The sequence below is a fragment of the Pseudomonas sp. JV414 genome (assembly GCF_032424305.1).
GTDB lineage: Bacteria > Pseudomonadota > Gammaproteobacteria > Pseudomonadales > Pseudomonadaceae > Aquipseudomonas > Aquipseudomonas lini.
Genome location: NZ_VYKC01000003.1, coordinates 470,159 through 487,943 on the forward strand (window position 1 = coordinate 470,159; position 17,785 = coordinate 487,943).

Consider the following 17,785-nt stretch of genomic DNA (forward strand, 5'->3'; position numbering starts at 1 on the left):
GGAAACCGCTACGAGTTGAAGGAAACTTCCGACGAGCTTGTCCGGAAATTTCGCGACCTATGAGACCGCCATCGCGGGCAAGCCTCGCTCCTACAGATCACCGCCGTCCTGTAGGAGCGAGGCTTGCCCGCGATTGAGCGCGAAGCGGTCATAAAATCCTTCAGACACTAAATTAACGGACTTCACCATGTGGACTGATCTTCAAGGCTGGCCTTATGAAGATCGTCTTTCCACTCTTCGCTCGCCAATCTATATATATCCTCAAAAAAACCACGAGGGTCTTTCAGCGCATACCATTCAGTTCGCGGCCAACTTGAGTCATACACATCGTCTATATTGAACAAAATTTGAAAGTCATAGTTACAATCTTTTAGCTTTTCGGCCAAAAACTCAAACAACACAAACTTGTGCCGATAAGATAAACACCTCAATTTCAAACTATACCTAACGATCAGAACATCTCTATCAACCTGATTATCAGGATCAAAGGCTACGAGTTCTTCCCCTCGAGTCTCCTCACGATCATAGACATTAAACACCCCAATAAACCACATCAGGTTCGGTTCAAAATCTTCATTCATAAAGGGATCTTTCAACATCACTTTCTCTCCGAGGGAAAACCCGTATACGGCCAAGCCACCTTATCCTGATCAAACTTAACCTCAAACCAATTTAAATCATCATTCAGCGTGGGATTTTGATTGTCTTTTTTGTTCGGTCGATAACCGCGACCCGCACCAGGCAACTCCATCCTTACAATAGGGTCATTATTGTGATCCCAACCTGTATATGGGTCCAGCCCGAGCCTTTCCCTCGTCATAGCTTTGTTCAACGCATTAAAATGAACTCTCCAGTTTGCGAACTGGGAGCTTAAATTTCCTCTTGGTGGTACTGGAACTCTTCCCGTTTCAGGGTGTGCTCCATTTATAGCCCTCTGCTTTAGTGCAGCATCAGGTATTTCTGAACTGTGCTTTTTAACAGTGTGCATGTCGTATTTATCCTCCATCGCCATGACCCGCCCCTTGGCATTCGCCTCAGCCAACTCATCTATCCGCGCGCGCCGCTGTTCAGTCGTCAGCTTCGGCAGCGGTGGGTCACCCTCATCCACCTTGACACCAGCAACACCATCCGGCGCGGAACACCCAGGCTTATTCGGTGGCGGACAGTTCCCGCTCAACCCCAACGGATCAACCCATCCCGTTGGATTCGGGGTGTATTGATACTGGTTCAGCCCACCCGCCAACTTGACCGGATCCGGCGTCAGGTATCGACCAACCTCCGGATCATAGTACCGATGCCGGTTGTAGTGCAGACCGCTCTCGGCGTCGAAATATTGCCCCTGAAACCGCAGCGGCTGATCGAGCTGCTCGCCCCCACCGAGCGCTAGGCGAGTGACCTTGCCGTAGGCGCTGTACTTCGCCGACCAGACAATCTCGCCACCGAAATCCGTCAGTTCCTGCGGCGTACCGAGGTGATCGAGTTGGTAGTAGAACGGGCAGGCCTTTTTCGGGCCCTTGCCGTCGAGCATGGCCAATGGGCGGAAGCTGCCCGGCTCGTATAGGTAGCTGCGGTAATGCTCTTTGCTGCTTTCAGCGACGAGGTTATCGCCCTGCCAGAAAAACTCGGTAGTTTTGCCATCGACGGTTTTGGCGATGCGGCGGCCGAAGGCGTCGTAGCGGTAGCTGGAGCAACGACCGTCCGGGGTAGTGACGCCGACCAGTCGGTGCTGGCAGTCGTAGCGGTATTCGGTGACGAGTTTTTGCGCGGTGCCGCGGCGTTCGCGGATGAGGTTGCCGAAGGCGTCGTAGTCGTAATGGCGGTCGCCTTGCATGAGCAGGCGATTACCCCGCACTTTCGCGGCGCCGGGGCGATCTTGCATCAACAGGTTGCCGGCCGGGTCGTGGGCGAAGCTTTCCGGTGGGTCGTCGCGGGTGTGGCGCACGCGAATCAGGCGGTTGAGCGGGTCGTACTGGTAGCTGCGTTGGCCGTGGCGGGTGTCGGCGATCTGGTCGAGGTTGCCGTTGAGGCTGTAGGCATAGTCGCGGCGGTACAGGCTTTTTTGCTGTTGGCTGACAGCATGGGCCTTCAAACGGCCTTGGTCGTCGTAGGCGTATTCGCTGAGCAGCAGGCCCTGTTGGCGTTGTTGCTCTTGACCGAATTTGTACGTGTGGCTTGTAAGACGTGCACCGTTGAGGTCGATGGCCGTCAGCGCGCCGCCCTTGGCGTGGTGGTAATCGAGTTTGCTGCCGTCCGGCAGGCGCAGGCGCTTGAGTTGGCCGCAGGCGTCGTAGCCATAGCGCAAGGTGCCCCAGCCCTGATGTTCGGTGATCAGGCGATCCTGCTGGTCGTACTCGAATTCCAGCGGATGGTCGTGACCGTCGTCGACGCTGGTCAGTCGGCCCAGCGAGTCGTAGCGGTACTTGACCTGGATGCCATCGGGCAGGGTCTTGGTTAGCAACCGTCCGGCCGAGTCCCGCTCATAAGCCGTAACCAGCTGCGAGCCGTCGTCGCCGAACTCGGTTTTCTCCAGCAGGTGGCCGTTGAGGTCGTAGGCATACGCGGTGCGGCGGCCGTCGAATCCGGTTTCCTGTCGGATCAGGCCGTTGGCCGTGTAGTCCAGCCGATATTTTTCACCGGATTCGTTTTCGATTTCCGTGAGCAGCAGCTGCGCGTTGTCGTAGCGGTACTGGAGCTGGGTTCCATCCGGATTGATCCGGCGGCTGACCAAGTGCAGGTCGTCGGCGTATTCGTAGCGGGTGATGCGACCCAGTTCATCGCGCTCCGCGGTGATCTGGCCGTAGGCGTTGTAGCTGAACCCGCGGCTGGCGCCGGTAGGCAAAGTCGTCTGGAGCAGTCGGCCGATGGCATCCCATTGGTAGCGGGTGACCGCGCCGTGTTCATCCTGACGGGTCGTCTGCCGACCCAGCGCATCGTAGGAAAACTTTCGCTGCCCACCGTCCGGCAAAGTCTCTTCGAGCAACTGCCCCAAGGCATTCCAGACGAACACATGTCGGCTGGTGTCCGGGTAGCGGATCGACAGCAGCTGACCTTTTTCGTCGTAGTGATAGTGGGTGACCTGCCCGTCGGGATCGGTGGCTTCAGTGACATCGCCCTGGGCATTGCGCTGGTAGGTCCACACCGCTTTGCCGCGATAGCGCGCATGCAGGAAACCGTTGCGATACTCGTAGGCCGTTGGCTCGTCTTCCGGCGAAATCAGCGCCACCAACCGTCCGACTTCGTCGTAACGGTATTCGGTGACGGCGCCGAGCGGATCCTGCTCGGCCACCAACCGGCCGTTGTCGTCATAGGCCTTGAGCTGTTCACCACCGTTCAGCTCGACCTTACGCACCAGCCGCGCGCGGTCGTCGTGGAGGTAAACCTCTTCACTGCCATCGATGTTCAGGACCGTAACGCTGCCGTGGTCATCCCAGACATAACGCGCATCCATCTGCGCAAACGACGCCCAGTGCCGGATGCAGCGCGCTGCCTTGCCAGACCTTTCCCACGCCCAGAAGAAACTCGCGCCACCGGCCAGTTGCCGCTGCAGGATCACGTGCCGGTCGTCGTAATCGTAACGCTCGCTTTCCCCGGCGGCGTTGCTCGCTTCGATCAGATGAGCGCGTTCGTCGTAGAGGTAGCTGACCAGCGTCTGCTCGGTGTGCCAGGCCTCGGCGAGGGTCTGGGCCGGGACAAAAACCTGATAGTCGACGGCGATCAGATGCGCGCGGTCATAGCGCAACAACAAAGCGCGACCGGCGCCGTTGTCGAGGCGCTGAATGCGCTGCTGGCGGTCGCGGGTGATGCGCAAGCGGTTGTCGTAGGCATCGCTGATCGCCGTCAGCCGACCGTTATGAAAGTGATAAAAACGTGCGTCGTCGCCGGCTTGGGCGAGGATCAGTTCCTCGGGTTCATCGCCGAGATAAATCGCCGCGCGTGACAGGCTGTTGTGGATCGCCGGGCGTTCGCGATTCGGTAGCGGGAAGGTGGTGCGGCGGTTTTCGTGGTCGACCCAGATGACCGTGTCGCCATCGATTTCCAGCCGATGGGCGAGCGAATGGCTCCAGCCAAAACCCAGCCCGCAGTCGATCTCCGCGGCGCTGGTGCGATAGAGCCGGGTGAAGTCGAACGGCAGGAGCCCGTCCAGCGCACCGTCGGTGAGGGTCAGCAGTTCTTCGCCGGTGACCATCGACACCGGGCATTTGTTGGTCGCGGTTTTATCGGCTGACTCGGCACTGTCGCCGTTGGGGTTGGTGGCCTGTTTCGAGGCGTCGTCGTGGTGTTCGTTTGGCTTGAGCGTGGTGTTGTGTTTGGCATCCCAGCGCAGTTGCATCCGACCTTTTTTCAGACCCGCTGCAACACCGCGTGCAGCGACTTTCTTGTAGTGGTCGACGTACTCCATGAAGCTGTCGATGATCGTGAAAATCGCTTTGATAAAGCGCACCACGGCATTGATGATTCGCGCGCCGTAGTTGACCAGGCGCATGCTCAGATAGGCGATCCCGGCACCCGCCCCGGCGAACGTCAGGACAATCCCGATCAGAATGTCGATCAGCAATTGCACCACGCCCGCCGAGACTGCTTCAGCGGTTTTACCGGCGATCTCGCTGGGCGGCAGCATGTCCAGCCACAGGCTGGCCGTGCGCAGCAGCAAACACAGGGCCGCTTCGTCACTGGCCAACAGCTGGATTTTTTGCATCACCTGCGGTGATTTTTCCGCCAGCTCGCGCAACTGATCGGCACCGCAGCCCAATCGCTTAGCAAACCGGTCGGGATCCTTGAGGATGTCCGACAGCAGGCTGATGCTGTCCCACACACCCTCGATCGCCGCCCAACTCCCCGCAAGCATTCCATTGCCTACAGCAACCGAAGATGATTCCGACCACTTCGGCTTGAACGTCTGCCATTCCTCACGCAGCCAGTTATCGAGCTTCGTGGTCAGGCCGCCATAGGAAGAAAAAAGCTCATCAACTTGTTCCGGCGTCACTTCGTTGTGAACGTGAACGCGGTAGAACTTGCCCTCTTCCCCTCGGAATGTTCCCTTGCCGTTTTTATCGAGCGTGACCGGCGTCGACTTACCGCCATCCATCGCGATCACATCGACCTGAATGTCCCCCACGGGAATGTCATAAACCGATTCGAACTTGCTCTCGATTTCGAGCTTTCCGCCTTTCGGGCACTCGACGACGGTGGAGATAAACTCGTCGTCGCCGCTGCTGACAACGGTGCTGGAGCTTGCGAACCGGATGATCCGTTCCATGCCCATCAGCGACGGCAGATCCGCCACGTGGCTGGCCTGGTCGGCGGCTCGGTTGAGCCAGTGATTGAGCTGTTCGCGATAGAGCGAGAGGGTGTGCGGAAAGTTGTCGAGTTCCTCCTCGATGCGGGTAACGTGCTCCATCAACGCACCGAGAAGTACGGAGTTGCTGGATATAAGGAGTCGAACATGAGCAATCCCTCGCGCAGAAAATTAGGCGCGGGGACTTTGCGTGGGATCGATCAGGAAAGAAGTCGGGAAAGGTGGAAATAGCTGTAGGGGGATTCGCTGATTAACAGCGACTCAATAACGCGCAATCCAGGTGGGAGCAGGCTTGCTCGCGAAGACGGCAGCACAGTCAACATTGATGTCGCCTGACATACCGCTTTCGCGAGCAAGTCGGATCGCCGCTCTTAACTGACTGGCATTAGAGCCAGGGCGTTACGCCTGAGGCATTTTGCGAAAACCCACGGCCAGGCGATTCCAGCTGTTGATGGTGGAAATCGCCACGGTCAGGTCGACCATTTCCTTGGGGCTGAACTCGGCGCTGAGCAGCGCATAGTCTTCATCCGGCGCGTGGGTGAGGCTCAGCTGGGTCAGGGATTCGGTCCAGGCCAGCGCGGCGCGCTCACGATCGGTGAAGAACGGTGCCTCGCGCCAGGCCGTCACGGCAAACAGCCGGCGTGGAGTTTCCCCGCCCTTGATGGCATCGGCAGTGTGCATGTCGATGCAAAAGGCGCAGCCGTTGATCTGCGAAGCGCGCAGCTTGACCAGTTCGATCAGCGACTTTTCCAGCGGCAGCTTCGAGACGGCGGTTTCCAGGGCGATCATGGCTTTCAGGCCGTCTGGGGAGGCGGTGTAGAAATCGATACGAGGTTGCATGGTGAGCTCCAATCACGGGTGGGATTGGCGCTACGTTAATACCGACGTGGGGTTGAACAAATAGCCAATTATTGGGAAGTTGAGGATGCCAATAGACCATTGGGGGTTGCCTGTTCCGGCCTCTTCGCGAGCAAGCCCGCTCCCACATTAGATCTTCAGTGAACACAGGTTTTGTGTCCGGCCAAGATCAAGTGTGGGAGCGGGCTTGCTCGCGAAGGGGCCGGAACAGGCAACCAACACATCAGCCGCTACGACTACGCAACCACTGCAAAAACCCCTTCTTCGCCACCACCTTCGGCACTTCCTGAGTCAACGTCTGAGCCTTGTGCAAACGGAAATCGAGTAACGCCTTCATCGCTTCGCTGATGTCGTGTCGCGCCTCCAGGCACGGTTTGAGGTATTCCTTCTCGATCCGGTACAAACTGCAAAAAGTCTTGGCGCTGATGTCCGCCGGCACTGACGAATCAGACAATATCCCGGCCTCGCCAATCACCTCGCCCGGCCCCATGCGCCCGGATTCGAACTTGACCCCGCCACGGCTCAGCTCCACCGACACCACACCTGATTCGATGATGAACAAATGATCGCTGACCTCCCCCGCTGACAGGATCATTTCCCCGGCGCGGAAGGTTTGCAGGGTCATGTTCTGGCTAAAGGCTTCTTTCTCTTCCTGACGCAGGGTCGAGAAAATGTTCGAGCTTTCCAGCAGCGCCAGCGGCCGTGACAGGGTAGCGGGCGTATTGGGTTCGACGCTCGACAACAGGCTGATACCCGAAGCCTGCAAGTGCCGGAACGCCAGATCAAACAGCTGATTACGCACCATGCGCTTCTGGTCCATGGAGACCACGAACCCGCTGATTTCGTATTCCACACCGGCGCCGCCAGAGCTTTTCAACGCCACGCTCGCCGCCGGTTTGTTCAACAGAAGGCGGCAGCCCTGCACGGCCCGTTCCAGTGCATCGATCACCTTTTGCGGACGCGCATGGGGGCTTACTTGCAAGCTGATCGACACCCCGAAAATGTCACTGGGTCGGCTGAAGTTGATGATCTTGGCCTTGGCCGCCAACGAGTTGGGAATCACCGCCATGCTGCCTTGCGCGGTTTGCAGGCGCGTGGCGCGCCAGTCGATGTCGATGACCCGGCCTTCGGTGCCGTCGATGGAGATCCAGTCATCCAGTTGATAGGGTTTGGTAGTGTTGAGGACGATCCCGGAGAACACGTCGCTGAGGGTACTTTGCAAGGCCAGGCCGACGATGATCGCCAACGCACCGGACGTTGCCAGCACGCCCTTGACCGGCAAATCGAGCACGTATGCCAGGGCAGCGATGACCGCGATCAGGAAAATCACCGCGCCGAGCAGATCCTGCAACAAGCGCCCGGTGTGTCCGACCCGTTGCATCATCCCCGCACCGATCAACACCGTCAGGGTGCGCGCGGCGAACAGCCACCAGCCAATTTGCAAACCGGTTGCCGCCAGGTGCAACGGCACGTTGTCGGCCCAGGGCGCCGGCTCCATGGGGTTCAAGCCTTCGTTGAACAGCAGCACGCTGAACAACGAAAAAATTACCAGCCGTACCGCCAGTTTCCAGTTGCTGCCGCTGGCCGCGATCAAACGCCACAAAGCCAGATCGATCAGGATCAGGATCAACGCGCTGAGCAACGGGTGATCGGTAAGCAGTGACAGCATCAAGCAACTCCAGCAATAGTACGGATGGGCACAGTGTAGGAGGATTTGATGTCTTCAGAACAACACAAAACACCGTGGGAGCGAGCTTGTGTGGCGAGGGGGCTTGCCCCCGTTGGGCCGCGCAGCGGACCCAAGACCTGCGAGCGCTGCGCACTCGAACGGGGGCAAGTCCCCTCGCCACACAAGCCCGCTCCCACAGGATATGTGTGTATGTGCTGCCAGGGTTTACTTGCTGTTGGTGAGGGTGTTGTAGCTGGTCATCAGGTTGCGGTAATCCGGGATGTGGTTGGAGAACAGAGTCGCCAGGCCTTCCACGTCGTTGCGCCAGTCGCGATGCAGTTCACAGGCCAGGCCGAACCAGGTCATCAGCTGGGCGCCAGAGGATGACATGCGATCCCATGCCGATTGACGGGTCAGTTCGTTGAACGTGCCGGAAGCATCGGTCACCACGAACACCTCGAAGCCTTCAGCCAGGGCCGACAGCGCCGGGAATGCCACGCAGACTTCAGTTACCACACCGGCGATGATCAGTTGTTTCTTGCCGGTAGCCTTGATCGCCTTGACGAAGTCTTCGTTGTCCCAGGCGTTGATCTGGCCTGGGCGAGCGATGTACGGCGCGTCCGGGAACAGTGCCTTGAGTTCCGGCACCAGCGGGCCATTGGGGCCGGTTTCGAAACTGGTGGTCAGAATCGTTGGCAGCTTGAAGTACTTGGCCAGGTCGGCCAGGGCCAGCACGTTATTCTTGAAACGGTCCGGATCGATGTCGCGCACCAGAGAAAGCAAACCCGCCTGATGATCCACCAGCAGAACGGCGGCGTTATCCTTGTCGAGACGTTTGTAGGAAGTAGTCATGGGTCAATCCTCGCTTTTTATCGATGCCGAACGGGCCGGCGTGAGTGAACTCTGATATTTCGTTAAAACGCGGCCAAGCAAGCGTAGTCAGCCAAGCCCGGCACGCCACAGCGTTACAACAAAGATTTCAACCGGGCATCCGGCCGAAGCGCCCCGACTGGAAGTCGGCAAAGGCCTGGTGAATCTCCTGCTCGGTGTTCATCACGAACGGGCCATGGCCGACAATGGGCTCGTCGATCGGCTCGCCGCTGAGCAGCAGCACCACGGCGTCGTTATTGGCTTCCAGACTGAGCTGATCACCGTCGCGTTCGAACAGCGCCAACTGCCCTTCTCGAACCAATTCCACACCGTTGATCTGAACCGTGCCGCGCAGCACCACCAGTGCCGTGTTACGCCCTTCATGCAGATCCAGGGTCAGCAATTTGCCGGCGTTCAAGCGAACGTCCCACACGTCGATCGGCGTAAAGGTGCGCGCCGGGCCGCTATGGCCTTCGAACTCACCGGCGATCAAACGCAGGCTGCCAGTGTTGTTCTTCAGTGGGATGCTCGGGATGTCACCGTCAAGAATCGTCTGGTAACCGGGCTCAGCCATTTTGTCCCTGGCCGGCAGGTTGACCCACAGCTGCACCATTTCCAGGGTGCCGCCGCTCTTGGCGAAACTTTCGGAGTGGAACTCTTCATGAAGAATCCCCGAGGCCGCGGTCATCCATTGCACGTCGCCGGGGCCGATCTTGCCGCCGCTGCCGGTGGAGTCGCGGTGTTCCACTTCGCCCTTGTAAACGATAGTCACGGTTTCGAAACCACGGTGCGGATGCTGACCAACGCCACGACGCTCGGTGGTCGGGGTGAATTCGGCGGGACCAGCGTGATCCAGCAGCAGAAACGGGCTGATGTGTTTGCCCAGGTTGTCGTAGGAAAACAGCGTGCGAACCGGAAAACCGTCGCCGACCCAATGAGGTCGTGGGCTGGTGTAGATACCGATGATGTTTTTCATCTTTTCCTCCAAATCTGTTGTGTGACGCGATGGACAAAGCTTAAAACCGGAGCCTTTGCTGCGCTAGACTGCAAAAATCAGCCTTAGCGTTCTATTTGGAGAACGATGGTGGAAGACCTCAACACCCTGTACTACTTCACCCAAGTAGTGGAACACCACGGTTTCGCCCCGGCCGGGCGCGCGCTGGACATGCCCAAATCCAAGCTCAGCCGACGCATTGCCGAGCTCGAAGAACGCCTTGGTGTGCGCTTGCTGCACCGCAGCAGTCGGCATTGCTCGCTGACCGAAATCGGCCAGGCGTATTACCAGCGTTGCCTGGCCATGCGCGTGGAAGCCGAGAGCGCCGCCGAACTGATCGAACGCAATCGCTCCGAACCCCAGGGCCTGGTGCGCATCAGTTGCCCGACCGCGCTGTTGAATTCCTGGGTCGGGCCGATGCTGACCCGCTACATGCTCAAATACCCGTTGGTGGAGTTGTTCATCGAAAGCACCAACCGCCGGGTCGATCTGATCCACGAAGGGTTCGATATCGCTCTGCGAGTGCGCTTTCCACCGCTGGAAAACACCGACATGGTGATGAAGGTACTGGGCAACAGCACCCAATGCCTGGTGGGTATTCCGGCGTTTTTGCAGCGCTTGTCATCACCGGCCACGCCGGCTGATCTCAGCGGTCTGCCGAGCGTGCATTGGGGTGGCGCGCAGCGTGAATATCAGTGGGAATTGTTCGGTGCCGATGGCGCCAGCGCGCTGATTCGTCATACCCCGCGGATGGTCACCGACGATTTGCTGGCCTTGCGTCACGCGGTACTCGCCGGCATCGGCATCGCCCACCTGCCCCAAGTGGTGGTGCGCGATGAGATTGCTGCCGGCCGACTGGTGGAACTGGTGCCGGGGTGGACACCCAAGTGCGGGATCGTGCATGCGATCTTCCCGTCACGACGCGGATTGCTGCCGTCGGTGCGGACTTTGATCGACTTTCTGGGTGAGGAATTCAGCCATAGTGATATTGCTTAAGAACAGCAGATCAAAAGATCGCAGCCTTCGGCAGCTCCTACAGATTCGATGTACGCCGCAACATCGCGGTCGAACAAAATCCCGGGTAGGAGCTGCCGAAGGCTGCGATCTTTTGATCTTATGCGCTTAGCAATTCTCCATTCATGACTTACGGTAAACAGTGCTTTGCCAATCCAGCGGTTTTTCTCAAGGGTCCAGCCGGGGATACTCCTGTCCGTTCTCACTGCAACCCCTGGAGTCATTGATGTCTATCCCCGCATTCGGTCTTGGTACGTTTCGCCTGCAAGGCCAAGTGGTCATCGATTCGGTGAGCACCGGTCTTGAGCTGGGCTACCGGGTCATCGATACCGCGCAAATCTACGAAAACGAAGCCGAGGTTGGCCAGGCCATCACGGCCAGTGGCATTGCCCGTGAAGAACTGTTCATCACCAGCAAAATCTGGGTCGCCAACTTTGCCAGAGACCGGTTGATCGACAGCCTCAAAGAAAGCCTGAAAAAACTGCAAACCGATTACCTGGACCTGACGCTGATCCACTGGCCGTCGCCGGACGATCAGGTGCCGGTCGAAGAATTCATGGGCGCGCTGCTCGAAGCCAAACGACTGGGCCTGACCCGACAGCTCGGCGTGTCCAACTTCACGGTCGACCTGATGCAACAGGCCACTGCTGCCATCGGTGCCGAGAACATCGCCACCAACCAGATCGAGCTGCACCCGTACCTGCAAAATCGCAAGGTTGTCGAATTCGCCCAAAGCCAAGGCATCCAGATCACCTCTTACATGACCCTGGCCTACGGCGAAGTGCTGAAGGATCCGCTCATCCAGCAGATCGCCGATCGCCTTCAGGCGACACCGGCCCAAGTCACGCTGGCCTGGGCCATGCAACTGGGGCACGCGGTGATTCCTTCCTCCACCAAACGCGCCAACCTGCAAAGCAATCTGCAGGCCTGCACCCTGACCTTGAGCGACGCCGACATGGCGCTGATCGCAGGCCTGGATCGCGGTCAGCGGCTGACCAGCCCCAAAGGCATTGCGCCGCAGTGGGATTGAGCTTCAGCCTTGGTTCAAGTGTCTGTCCAGCGATGACATAGCGTGCTGCAGCTGATCGACGGCTTCGTCGAGCAGCACCATGTTATCCTCATCGATGACACGCTCCAGTTGCTCGCAATGCTCGATCAAACGCACCGCCCGGACCATACGCGCACTCCCCTTGATGCGATGCGCCAAATCTTGCAGATCTGGGCGATTGCCATTGGCGTGCGCCTGGAGCAGTTTTTTCCGATCACTGCGGTTAGTCACCGCCAGTTCGCGCACCAGGTGATCGAGCAGCGTGCGGTCCACACCGACGTATTGCTCCAGGCCACTCAAGTCCATCTCGGGCGTGGATTGCTCTTCGAGCGCCTCTGGCAATTCGCTCACAAATCTGGACGACAGCCATGCGCTCAAATCCGCCAACAGGATAGGTTTGAACAGGCAATCATCCATACCCGCCTCCAGGCAGCGGACTTTTTCCTCGGGCTGTGCATTGGCGGTAAAGCCCAGAATCAGCGTCGCTGGTAATCCCTGGGCGCGCTCCTCATCGCGGATTGCACCCGCCAGTTCATAACCACTGAGCCTCGGCATATTGCAGTCGGTAACCACCAGGTCGAACTCATGCTTGCGCCACAACTCAAGCCCCTGTTCGCCATCCGCAGCCTGCAAAACGTGATGCTTCAGATCACACAGCTGCCATGACAATAACAGCCGATTTATCGGGTGATCGTCGACCACCAGAATCGTCAGTGGCCGCGTCGGCACTTGCAACCCGCTATCCACTGCCTCAATGGAAGGCAACGGTTGCAGTGCGATCAGCTCAAGCTTGATGTCGACCTGTGTGCCTTGCCCGAGGACGCTGTCGAGTTGTAACCGGCCGCCCATCATTTCGCACAGGGTGCGGCTGATCACCAGGCCCAACCCGGAGCCGCCGCGAGCTGACTGCAGGTTATTGCCGGCTTGGGCGAACGGGCTGAACAACCGTTGCCGGTCGACGTCGCTGATGCCAATGCCAGTGTCTTCAATGCGCACACTGACCGCCAGATGCCCCGGCGTCACGGGCGTCGCCCGCAGCGTCAGGCTGACCTCGCCCTCCCGGGTGAACTTGATCGCATTGCTCAGCAGATTGGACAGCACCTGCTTGAAACGGGTGGGGTCGATCAACACGTCGCAGTCGCTGTGTTCATCCAGATCGATGCGCCACGCCAGTTCATTCTGCCGTGCAAGGCCTTCGAAAACCCCACACACCGATTCCACCAGCCGCCGAAGATTGGCCCGCTCAGGTGTCAGGGACAAATGGCCGGACTCGATACGGGCGATGTCCAGAATGTCACCGATCAGCGCCAGCAATTGTTGTGCGGCATCGGACGCTACCTCAATGGCGGACCGATCGGTGACGCCCTCGTCGGCACGTTTCAGGGCCAGTTCGAGCATGCCGATCAGGGCGCTCATCGGCGTGCGGATCTCATGACTCATGGTCGCCAGAAAGGTGGTTTTGGCGCGGTTGGCATCCTCTGCTTCGTTCTTGGCATCCTGCAATTGCTGCAACCACTGCTGGCGCTGGCGGATCTGCCGGCGCTGCCAGGCGATCCAGCCCAAGGCGAGCAACAGCAAGGCGCCAGCCGCGGCAAAGGCCTGAAGAATGCCCTGACGATGGCGTAGCCAATAGCTGTCATCCAGCACCACATCATGGCTCCAGCGGGCCACCAGGTCGTCCATTTCCTGAGGCGAAATGCTCAGCAACGCCTTGTTCAGAATCGAGTGCAATTCCAGCGCGCCGCGATCGGTGGCCAAGGCAATGCGGGCAGGTTGATCGCCCACGGTGCTGCTGACGCGCAGACGATCAGGGTAATGCCGAGCAATCAGGTAACGGGCGACGATCAATGAACTGAGCGTCGCATCAGCCTGCCCCTTGATCACCCATTCCATGCCCTCGGCCGGGCTTTGCACTTCGACCAGGCGCACCTGCGGCGCCCGGGTCTGCATAAATCCGAACAACGGATGACCACGATAAATCGCCAGGCGTTTACCGGCCAGATCGTCCAGCGTCCTGGGGCTGCCTTGGGTAGTTGCACTGACCAGCACAAACGGATTGCTGAGGTAGGCGCGGGTAAAGAGCAACGCGTCTTCACGCTCGGTACTGGGGGTGACCACCGGCAACAGGTCGATCTCGTCATCCTGGAGCTGCTCTATTTGCCGGTCCAGTGAGCGTCCGCGTTGCACCTGAAAGCTCAAACCGCTGCGCTGGCTGATCAGCGTCAGCAACTGCGCCGTCAACCCGCTGAGCCGGCCTTGGGCATCGTAGAACGTCAGCGGGGCAAAGTTGTCGATCGCGCCGACAGTGACCGTCGGATGCCGGTCCAGCCAGCGTTGTTCACTGGGGCTCAAACGCACCTGTTGTTGACCCGCCGTATTGGCCTTTCCGGCACTCCAGCGCACCTCAATGGCCAGCCGCTGATCCATGGGAATCGCCGCCAGAGCCTTGTCGATGATGCCTTTGAGACGCGGGTTGTCCAACGCCAAGGCGAAGCCGAACGGGTTGGCATCCAGACCGGAAGGCCCCGCCAGATGAACGTTATTCAGGTAATTATTGTTGATCAGGTAATTGGCGCTGATGAAGTCGCCGAGGTACACATCGTCTGGCCCGAACGCTACCGCTCCGAGCGCGTCGAGTGCCGAGGGATAGAGCTGCAAACTTGCATCGGGATAAAACTCTTCAACCGTCTGCGCCTGCAAATAGTCATCGACCATGGCGATACGTTTGCCGGCAAGGTCGACGGGCATTCTCTCGTCCAGTCGAGTGACCAGCATCGGCTGATCTTCGGCATAGGCTCGGGACCGGGTCAGCGCGGGGTCGGCCGCCTCGAAGTTGTTCGATGTCCCGAGCAGATCCAGCTCCTGGCGTTTGAGAGCGTCCATGGCGGCTTCACGAGTGGCATAACGCAGCACGTCGATGTTGACGTGCAGCAGTTGCCCCAGCAGCGCGGCGTAATCGGCCGTGATGCCCTCCAGTTCATCGCGGTGGCGCGTCACTTCGAACGGAGGGTAATCCGCCCCCGTCACTCCCAGGCGCAGGGCCCGTTTATCGCGTAGCCATTGCCAGTCCTTTTCATCCAGCTTGACCTGAAAGCCATCCACCGTGGAGCGCCCCAGCAGGTGCAACCGCTGTGGCTCGTCGGCCATCGCCGCAGGCAACTGCGTTAAAAGGCTCAGTGCCAAGGCCAACAGCAACATGCGCATGATCAGGCTCATTCAGATCAGATGATTGCGCTTGGCAAAATCCCGCAAGTGCACCGCTGCGTTCACCCCGAGTTTTTCGATCAAGCGAGTCTTGTAGGTGCTGACAGTCTTGTGACTCAAGTGCATAAGCTCGCCAATCGCCTTGTTGCTCGTGCCCCGGGCCAGGTATTGCAGAATGGTCAGTTCGCGGTTGGAGAGTTTGTCGATCATCTGTTTTTCGCTGCGTTGCAGGGCGTCCTGCGATCCCGAAGGCAGCCGCGCAAAATAGGTGTAACCGGTCATGACCGCATGCACGGCCTTTTGCAATTGACTCAGGACGTTGCTCTTGGCGACATACGCCATAGCCCCGGCACGCATGCAACGCTCTTGAAAAAACAGCGGATCCAGGGACGTGAAAACCAGTACCAGACATGACCAATCACTGGCCCTGATCCGGTCCAGCACATCCAGCCCATCGCCCTCGGGCATGACCAGATCAAGCACCACCAGGGTGGGTGAATGCTCTCGGAGCATCGACAACGCCTCGCTACCGCTGGACGCCTCATAAATTCGTTTGAAACCCTCCTTCTCCAATACGATTTTGACTGCGGCGCGTACCACCGGATGATCGTCCACAATCAGCACTGACTTCATGTTAATTCCCTGTGCAAAGATCTGACGATTGCGCACCAATGCACGCCGGATAACGACGAACCGGACGCAACGGCTGCGCTAAGACTTTTGCACGGAAGGCAGAAAGAATGTACCTGACAGAAGTGATAGTACCGACGAACGGCAACCCCGAAAATCAACCGATCCGTTGCCAATACCGCTCTTGATCCAAGGAGGGTGCAGCTTCACACGAAGGCGGATCGATGAGCGTCATCAGCCGTTGAATTGATGCAAAATCCGGCAGCGCCGAAGCGTAGATCAAGGCGTGACGAACCTGGCAGTTATCGAGGAAGAACCCAGGCAGATCCAATGCCCCATCCGCCAGTGAGGCATTGATGACGACCAGATCAAATGGCTCGCAGCCGTACTCGACCAAGGTCAGCATCTCCGCAAGGCTTTGTACCGGCGCCACCCGGTAGTAATCGAGCTGATTGAACAGCCGTTCGGTTTTCATCCGGTGAAAATGCTGCTCGTCGGCGATCAGGATACGCAAGGTTTTGTTGGTCATCGCGTGCCTCCAGGTCAATGCCTGATGAGTGAGGCGGCAAGACTACGCAAGACCCATGAAGCGTTCTGTAGGAACTTTCCTAAAAACTGTGTCACTTATCCCTTCAGGACGTGGTTCTCCGGGAACGGGTCGGGATTCACCGCGCCGTTGCAGCGCGGGATTCTTCAGGAGGGTTCATGATTCTGGATGTGTGGTGCTTTTGAGGGCCTATCGCGGGCAAGCCCGCTCCCACAGAGATCTTCAGTGAACACAGATTTGGTGACTGAAGATGAAACTGTGGGAGCGGGCTTGCCCGCGATAGCGGCCTGGCAGGCGCCGAAGATTTAGCTGGCAGTCGCCAACAACAAATCCATCACCGACCGGCCATGCCCACGCGACTTGCCATGGTCATACAGCGAGCCGGCGATTTCATCGGCGCGGATCGGCAGGATCGACAGCAAGGTGTCGCTCAAGCCGTGGCTGGCCTGGCAGAAGCCCTGCATATAGATGCCGGCCTTGCAGCGCTCGTCGGTGATCAGTTTGTAGTTGCGATCAACCTCGAAATCACCCAGGTACTGTTCCAGCGGCGCCAGCAGTTTGCGGTGCATCTGGCGCTCGTAACCGGTGGCCAGCACCACGGCGTCGTAATGGCGAACCGTGACTTCACCGGTGGCGTTGTTGCGCACCGCCAGCTCGATACCGCGTTCGGTGGCGGTGGCTTTCTCGACCGTGGTCAGGGTACGGAACGCATGACGTGCGATGCCCGAGACCTTCTGGCGATAGAAGATGCCGTAGATGCGCTCGATCAGGTCGATGTCCACCACTGAATAGTTGGTGTTGTGGTACTCGTTGACCAGGCGCTCGCGTTCGCTGCTGGCCTGTTGGAACACCAGGTCGGTGAACTCCGGCGAGAACACTTCGTTGACGAAAGGGCTGTCATCGGCCGGCTTCAGGGCCGAGCCACGCAAGATCATGTCCACCTGCACCGACGGGAAGCTGTCGTTCAGGTCGATGAAGGCTTCCGCCGCGCTCTGCCCGCCGCCGATGATCGCAATGCTCATCGGTTGGTTGTTCACGCACGGCTGCTTGGCCATGCGCTCCAGATACTGGGAGTGGTGGAACACCCGGCCGTCATCCTTGAGTGCCTTGAACGCTTCGGGAATGCGCGGTGTACCGCCGGCGCTGACCACTACCGAACGGGTGGTGCGCACATGCTGCTGGCCTTGCGTATCACGCGAAATCACCCGCAGTGCCTCGACCTGCTGCTGGTGCAGCACCGGTTCGATGGCCAACACTTCCTCGCCGTAGCGGCTCTGCTCGGTAAATTGCCCGGCGACCCAGCGCAGGTAGTCGTTGTACTCCATGCGGCACGGATAGAAGGTGCCGAGGTTGATGAAGTCCACCAGACGACCGTGGTGCTTGAGGTAATTGACGAAGGAATATGGGCTGGTCGGGTTACGCAGCGTCACCAGATCCTTGAGAAAGGAAATCTGCAGTTCGCTCTGGGTGACCAGGGTGTTGCCGTGCCAGCGGTAGTCCGCCTGCTTGTCGAGAAACAGCACATCCAGCTCGCCCTGGCTCGGCCCGCGCTCTTGCAGGGCGATGGCCAGAGCCAGGTTCGAAGGGCCGAAACCGACGCCGATCAGGTCGTGAACGATGGGCGATGCAATTGCCTGTGTCATTTCCAGTGTCCT

General features: G+C 58.8%; 12 protein-coding genes. 2 read left to right on the top strand and 10 right to left on the bottom strand.

The window, feature by feature from the left end; genetic code table 11:
* Positions 1 to 182: 182 nt before the first annotated feature.
* From F6R97_RS06925 to F6R97_RS06950, 6 genes are all read right to left on the bottom strand, one after another.
* Positions 183 to 599: a hypothetical protein gene (locus F6R97_RS06925; protein ID WP_038982342.1), complete on the bottom strand. Its 417-nt coding sequence runs from the start codon at positions 597 to 599 to the stop codon at positions 183 to 185.
* On the bottom strand, positions 599 to 5,398 hold the full coding sequence (locus F6R97_RS06930) for an RHS repeat-associated core domain-containing protein (RefSeq protein WP_315866286.1): 4,800 nt from the start codon (positions 5,396 to 5,398) through the stop codon (positions 599 to 601). The genes F6R97_RS06925 and F6R97_RS06930 overlap by 1 nt, the downstream gene beginning before the upstream one ends.
* Positions 5,399 to 5,695: 297 nt before the next feature.
* Positions 5,696 to 6,136, bottom strand: coding sequence for a carboxymuconolactone decarboxylase family protein (locus F6R97_RS06935; protein WP_038982340.1), 441 nt, complete (start codon positions 6,134 to 6,136; stop codon positions 5,696 to 5,698).
* A gap of 241 nt (positions 6,137 to 6,377) precedes the next feature.
* On the bottom strand, positions 6,378 to 7,823 hold the full coding sequence (locus F6R97_RS06940) for a mechanosensitive ion channel family protein (RefSeq protein ID WP_038982339.1): 1,446 nt from the start codon (positions 7,821 to 7,823) through the stop codon (positions 6,378 to 6,380).
* Positions 7,824 to 8,048: 225 nt separating this feature from the next.
* Positions 8,049 to 8,675: an isochorismate family cysteine hydrolase YcaC gene (gene ycaC / locus F6R97_RS06945; protein WP_008011497.1), complete on the bottom strand. Its 627-nt coding sequence runs from the start codon at positions 8,673 to 8,675 to the stop codon at positions 8,049 to 8,051.
* Positions 8,676 to 8,802: 127 nt separating this feature from the next.
* Entirely contained in the window at positions 8,803 to 9,669 is an 867-nt protein-coding gene (locus F6R97_RS06950) for a pirin family protein (RefSeq protein ID WP_038982338.1), read from the bottom strand.
* Between the two features lie 105 nt (positions 9,670 to 9,774).
* On the opposite strand from F6R97_RS06950, the gene F6R97_RS06955 reads away from it, so the two are divergent.
* Both F6R97_RS06955 and dkgB read left to right on the top strand, forming a co-directional pair.
* Positions 9,775 to 10,683 carry a LysR substrate-binding domain-containing protein gene (locus tag F6R97_RS06955; RefSeq protein ID WP_315866287.1) on the top strand — a complete coding sequence of 303 codons (909 nt, stop codon included), beginning with the start codon at positions 9,775 to 9,777 and terminating at the stop codon, positions 10,681 to 10,683.
* A 244-nt stretch (positions 10,684 to 10,927) separates the two neighbouring features.
* Positions 10,928 to 11,731, top strand: a complete 804-nt coding sequence (dkgB, locus tag F6R97_RS06960) for a 2,5-didehydrogluconate reductase DkgB (protein WP_315866288.1) — start codon at positions 10,928 to 10,930, stop codon at positions 11,729 to 11,731.
* Positions 11,732 to 11,734: 3 nt separating this feature from the next.
* On the opposite strand, the gene F6R97_RS06965 is transcribed toward dkgB, so the two are convergent.
* From F6R97_RS06965 to F6R97_RS06980, 4 genes are all read right to left on the bottom strand, one after another.
* Positions 11,735 to 14,953, bottom strand: a complete 3,219-nt coding sequence (locus F6R97_RS06965) for an ATP-binding protein (protein WP_315866289.1) — start codon at positions 14,951 to 14,953, stop codon at positions 11,735 to 11,737.
* 12 nt (positions 14,954 to 14,965) lie between these two features.
* Entirely contained in the window at positions 14,966 to 15,586 is a 621-nt protein-coding gene (locus F6R97_RS06970; protein ID WP_048396751.1) for a response regulator transcription factor, read from the bottom strand.
* 154 nt (positions 15,587 to 15,740) lie between these two features.
* Positions 15,741 to 16,112, bottom strand: coding sequence for a response regulator (locus F6R97_RS06975; protein ID WP_315866290.1), 372 nt, complete (start codon positions 16,110 to 16,112; stop codon positions 15,741 to 15,743).
* 323 nt (positions 16,113 to 16,435) lie between these two features.
* Positions 16,436 to 17,773: a lysine N(6)-hydroxylase/L-ornithine N(5)-oxygenase family protein gene (locus F6R97_RS06980; RefSeq protein WP_038982332.1), complete on the bottom strand. Its 1,338-nt coding sequence runs from the start codon at positions 17,771 to 17,773 to the stop codon at positions 16,436 to 16,438.
* Positions 17,774 to 17,785: the final 12 nt, after the last annotated feature.